Source organism: Blastocatellia bacterium (genome assembly GCA_025054955.1).
In the GTDB taxonomy this organism is placed as follows: Bacteria; Acidobacteriota; Blastocatellia; order HR10; family J050; genus JANWZE01.
On the sequence record JANWZE010000111.1, the window covers coordinates 1 to 5875 of the forward strand.

General features: G+C 58.0%; 4 protein-coding genes. All 4 read right to left on the minus strand.

Annotation, left to right across the window (positions count from 1 at the left end):
* Positions 1-1611, minus strand: a 1611-nt coding sequence (locus NZ823_14125) for an ABC transporter permease subunit (protein MCS6806264.1), incomplete at its 3' end; no start/stop codon positions are given.
* 219 nt (positions 1612-1830) lie between these two features.
* On the minus strand, positions 1831-3144 hold the full coding sequence (locus tag NZ823_14130) for a nitrate/sulfonate/bicarbonate ABC transporter ATP-binding protein (GenBank protein ID MCS6806265.1): 1314 nt from the start codon (positions 3142-3144) through the stop codon (positions 1831-1833).
* A 171-nt stretch (positions 3145-3315) separates the two neighbouring features.
* On the minus strand, positions 3316-4587 hold the full coding sequence (locus NZ823_14135; protein MCS6806266.1) for an MFS transporter: 1272 nt from the start codon (positions 4585-4587) through the stop codon (positions 3316-3318).
* A gap of 426 nt (positions 4588-5013) precedes the next feature.
* Positions 5014-5875, minus strand: an 862-nt coding sequence (locus NZ823_14140) for an MFS transporter (GenBank protein MCS6806267.1), incomplete at its 5' end; no start/stop codon positions are given.

Sequence of the window (5875 nt, forward strand, 5' to 3'; positions counted from 1 at the left end):
ATTCCCGGCATCGGTGGCGTGGCTAATCGTTGCTCCCAGGCCTGTGGTCGAAAGAATCTGACCCTTGAAGTGGAAGTATTCGGCCACAATACTTGCATTCCAGGCTCCGCCTGCTGCCGTCACTAACCCAGTGATGAGATAGGGGAAGATGCCGGGCAGAATCAGCAATCGCCAACGATCCCACGCACCGAAGCGGAACACGCTGGCGGCTTCCTTCAAATCCGTGGGGATGGCCATGGCGCCGGCGATCACGTTGAAAAGGACATACCATTGCGTTCCCAGAAGCATGAGCAGGATCGAGCCCACGCTCAGTCCGCCTCCCAGATTTATGAGCATGAGGAGCACAACGGGAAACAGCGCGGTCGCCGGAACGGAAGCGGCGATCTGCACGAGCGGCTGCGCCACACGCGCCAGCCGTGGATTAAAACCGATAGCCACGCCGACTGGAAGGGTCCAACTCACACCGATGAGCAAAGCCACAGTGACTCGCAGAAAGGTAGCGCCCGCGCCACGCATGATCTGAGCCATCTCTCCGGTAGTGAGTCGTGCCATCTGCGATGCAACGTGCATTAGCCCGTACGCAACGGCGGCCAGCAACACCAAGGCCAGCGCACGCACGAACCACATCCGCCACGCCGAGGGTTGACGCTGTTCTCTGAGTGAGACCTGCCGCGCAAAAAACAACGTCAGGCGCTCAGACATAGGCGCAATGGTTTTGCGGTTTATGTAAGCGAGCGCCCGCGAGCCGCGCAACACATCCAGCACAAACGAGTGCGGCACACGGGCGCTTTCTACCTGCTCGAATTTAAACTTCTCGGCCCAGGCGATGACCGGACGCCACACCAATTGATCGAGCAATACAATGACGCCGATCATCGCACCCAATCCCCAGAGGATGGCGGGCGTATTGCCGGCGCTGGCCGCCGTCTGCAAATAAGAACCAATGCCAGGAAGGCGAAAGTCGCGTTCGCCCAGCACGAACATCTCGCAGGCCATCAGGAAGAACCACCCACCGGCCACCGACATCATCGAGTTCCATACCAGCCCGATCATTGCGTAGGGCAACTCAAGCTGCGTGAACCGTTGCCACCAACTGAAGCGATAAATGCCGACGACCTCGCGCAACTCGCGCGGAATGCTCTTGAGCGAGGCATAGAAGCTGAACGCCATGTTCCACACCTGGCCAGTGAAGATGAGCAGGATTGAACCCAACTCGACGCCGAGTTGACGGTGCGGAAACAGCGCCACCATCGCCAGCATCACGCCGGGCAAAAAGCTGAGCACCGGAATGGACTGCAAGATGTCGAGCAGTGGGATCATAATGCGTTCGGCTTTGGCGTTGTAGGCTGCGATGTAGCCGTAGACAAGTGTGAAGATGAGACTCAGGACATAGGCAATGGTGATGCGCAGAAGCGAAGAGGCCGCATAGCCAGGCAACGCCGAAGGATCGAGCGAAATCTCCACCACCGGCGTGACGGGGCCAAACCAGGTGCGGGCGATGCTAAGCACTGCATAGAATAGCGCCAGCCCCGCGCCGAAGATGAGCAGATCGGTCAGAAGCGACCAGGTGCGTTCCGGGATGATAGGTTTCAGTAGTGCCGGTCGTGTCATAAAGGCAGCAGTCAGTCAACAGTCAATACCAGGCTCATGCTCCTTCGAAAAAACATTTTCAGCCTTCGTGGCGTGTTGTTGCACATGGGCAATTCCAAGCAGTGGTCACCCGACAGTGGACAGCACCGTCGCCTCATTGAATCCTGCGCCGCCACTGCCTAAGGTCTGGACACGAACACTGAATAGTCAACTGCTCACTGATCGCTGTCCACTCCCCACCTATGGTTCCGTTAATACAAGCCGTCCCTTCTCAGCATCGTAATCGAAGATTTCGGCGTAGCGACCCCAATGAATCGCTGTGTCCAGTTGCCGTTGGCTCTCGTCCTCGCTGAAATGTTCCTCCAGGATGTCCAGGAAAAAATCATCAGGCAAGGCATGATCGGATTTGGCGCGAAGCGTATGTTCGATCTGCTGCAGCAGACGGACGTGCTGGAGCGCCGCCTGGCGGAAGAGAGCTTTTCGGGTGAGAATGTCGGCTTCGGCAAAGGCCCGGCCTTCAGGCGTGATCTCGACATCGCCTTCCTGAAGGCCGACGAATCCCAGTATCCCAGCAGCCTCGACGATCGGCAGCAGATCATCCACCTCCATGATCAAATCAGCCGCAAGGCGATGCAGATCATCTCGCCCGCCACGGTCGAGCAAAATCTCCATTAAGCCGGCGATGCCGCCTGGTCGCGCGTGCGGCAACATCTGATACTTCATTGCCGGAGGCTCAATGACGATTGCCTGCTTGGCTTCGGTGAGCAACTGTGTCGGCTCTTCGTGAGGCTGGGTGAGAATCTTGTAAATGTAGTCAACTATCTCCACGAACACTTCAGCTTTGCGAGCACGCGGGTGGGCTAATTTGACCTCGAAGTCAGCACGAACGCGCGTGGGTGTGTGACCCAGCACGATGATGCGATCGGCCAGCAGCACCGCCTCCTCAATGTTGTGGGTGACGATGAAGATCGCGCGTGTGGGCATTTTTCGATCCAGCCACAATTCTAGGAGCTCGCCCCGGAGGTTCTCCGCTGTCAGAACGTCGAGCGCCGAAAACGGCTCATCCATGAACAGCACCTCCGGCTCCACCACCAACGCCCGCGCGAACCCAACGCGCTGCTTCATCCCGCCCGACAACTCTTTGGGATAAGCCGTCTCGAAGCCGTCCAATCCGACCGTGTCAAGAATTTTCAATGCACGCTTGCGCCGCTCGAGCTTGCCGAGGCCACGCGCCTTGAGAGGAGCTTCCACATTGTCCAGCACAGTCAGCCACGGCAAAAGCGCGAAGTTTTGAAAGACGATGGCGACATTCGGGCGCTGACTATCGAGCGGCTGCCCGTGCCAGCGGACCTCGCCGGCGGATGGGCGTGCTAGTCCCGTGAGGATCCGTAGCAGCGTGGACTTGCCCGAACCCGATGGCCCGAGAAGTGCAATGATGCTATCCGGGTAGATGGCCAAATCAGTGGGGGCGATAACTTCGATGCGATGCCCGTCCGGTTGAACGTAAAACTTTTCCACCGCCCGCGCTTCGATGATGGGCTCAGCTACTGTCATCTCCTCTCGTCCACGCTCCGTCGTTGTGCCTCACAAGCGAAATCCTAGTTCACCTGACAATCAACGAGATGAGTTTAAGCTATAAGCTCATCTGCATCAACTGTCATTCTGCTCGTCGGTAGCTTTTTCCCATTCCGGACATAACTGCGCTCGCTGCTTACGCGTTCCACGTCAGCGCCCCAGGCCGGGTAGATCGCCACTGGCCGGCGGCATGCTGAGGAGCAGCACGACGCTCGCCGCATTGCACAGCGCGGCGGCCCCAAACCCGGCAGTCGCTCCGAACGCTGTCCACAAGCCACCGACGAGCGCACTCGAAAGGAAATCGCCAATGCCGTTGGCTGCGCCGAGCACACCAAATCCGGTGCCACGAAGATCCTCCGGCAGCAGCTCGGCGGTCACCGTCGGCTCCATCGCCTCGATAATCCCGACGGCAATGCCTGCCAGCATGAACCATCCGATCAATGACATCCACCCCGCACCAGTCACCGCAAAGCCTATCGCCGCCGCTGCAAACAGGGTATATCCTACGCCCAGTAACTTCACACTCCCCAGCCGTTGACTGAGCCTCCCAATAGTGTAGCTACTGGCCGCTTGCACAATGTTGAAGAACATATACAGTCCCATCGCATATTTTGCACCCACCGTCGCGCCATGCGCGGGCGTGAGCAACTCAGTAGCGCGCAGCACAAGCAGCGTCGGCGCGAATTGCCCCAGGCCAAAGATGCCGATCACCAGCAGCAACGGCCAGCAGTGGCGCGGCAGACGCTTGATCTCTCCCCACAATCGCGCCTCGGCGCGCGGCGCGTGAAGTTGTTCCTGCACCAGAAACGCCATCGAGCTGACCGCCAACAAGCCGGGAATGAGCGTGACGGCAAACACCCAACGGTAACCAAAACCGGCGCTCACCAAACCCAGCGCCAGCAACGGCCCGACGACCGCTCCGACCGTGTCCATCGCCCGCTCAAAGCCAAACGCACGACCGTAATATGGCTGCTCGACTGAATCGGCCAGCAGTGCGTTCCGACCCGGTGTGCGAAACCCGCGAGCCACCCAGGCCAAGGTGCGGCTTGCCAGGATCATCGTCCAGTGTAGGGCCAGAGCAAAGCTCGACGTGGCCAGGGTCGTCAGCAAGTAGCCGCTCACCACGGCTGGTTTCCGGCGGCCCATGCGATCGGTCACCCAGCCACCCACCAGTTTAAAGTAGCTGGCCAGCCCATCGGCCACGCCTTCGATCAGACCCAGCACCACTGCCGACGCGCCCATCTGCGTGGCCAGAAACACTGGGAGGATGGTGGTGGCCATCTCGTGGCTGACATCTGAGAAAAAGCTGGCTAAGCCAATGGCGACCATATTCGGTGTGAGCCACGAACGAGGCGAAGTCGCAGCCGTCTCCACAGTGCTCACTGCTTGATCGTCGAGGTCATGCGAAGCTGTCGTGCTCATCTGTGCTTCCTCAACCTGCTCTGCTGTTTGATTGCTCAGCGACGGCGGTGTACTCAATCATTTCCACCGCCAAGAGCACAATCAAGCCTTCTTCGATTATTTGCAAGCCATACGGATTCCATATCACCGTTTCTCCTCAACATGTTCTTGTTGCCTAGATGCTCCTGAGACCAGGCCCTGCCGAGCCAGGCTCTGGCACACAGCTCGAACCTACTCTTGGGCCGCTTGCAGCACGTCACAGGTCGCGGCGTTGAAAATAACGCAAACGCTGCACCACTGAAGCAGGCGTGAGGTCGCGTGAAGCTAGGTTGTTCGCACCCCGTGAACTAGGCTCTCTCCTGAGACGATCTGAACACGCTCACAGGCGAGGCAGATTTGTACATCTCAAGCAAAATCGTCACAATCGAGGTCGGATCACCAAAAATTCTACTGAGTGGCGGCCTGAATTCCTGAGGCGACTTCTTCAATGATGCCTTTCCTGACGTATATTGGCCGAACGATTTCTCTCAACGAGGGAAGTTTTCTGGCAAACAGGATCGAACCGAAGATGCAAAAGACACCGCCGAGCAGGATCGTGTTGGGCGCGCCGATCTGACTGGCCAGCCCACCGGCGAAGAGGCTCCCAAAGGGGGCCATACCCAAAAAGGCCATCGTGTAAAAACTCATCACCCGCCCGCGCTTGTCATCCTCCACAATGGTCTGTAAAACGGTGTTGCCGGCGGCCATTTGCACGATCATGCCGAAGCCGGTCACGAACATCACAATCAAAGAGAGCCAGACAGCGCGAGACAGAGCAAGCGCAATGAGTCCGAGGCCAAAGAGACTAGCCGACAGTGTCATGATGCTGCCCAGTCCGCGAATACTTTTTCGCGACGCCATATAAATAGCCCCAGCCAAAGCCCCCACGCCCGAGGCGGCCATCAGAAAACCGAATGTATGAGGGCCTCCCCGAAGAACGTCTCGGGCAATAACGGGCATGAGAACCACATACGGCATGCCCATGAGACTGACCAGGCCAATGAGCATCAAGATTGCCTTGATCGGCGCAAACCCGAAAGCATACGTGAATCCTTCTTTCAATCCTTCCAACACACGAGTTCGTTGGCTTTCGATTTTCCTCGGCGTCAACTTCATGGCCCATAAGGAGGCAATCACGGCCAGATAGCTGATGCCGTCAAGCAGAAAGCATATTCCTTCACCGACAGTCGCAATCAGAACCCCAGCCAGCGATGGTCCGAGCAACCGGGCGGCATTGAACATAGAGGAGTTCATGGCAATGGCATTGGCG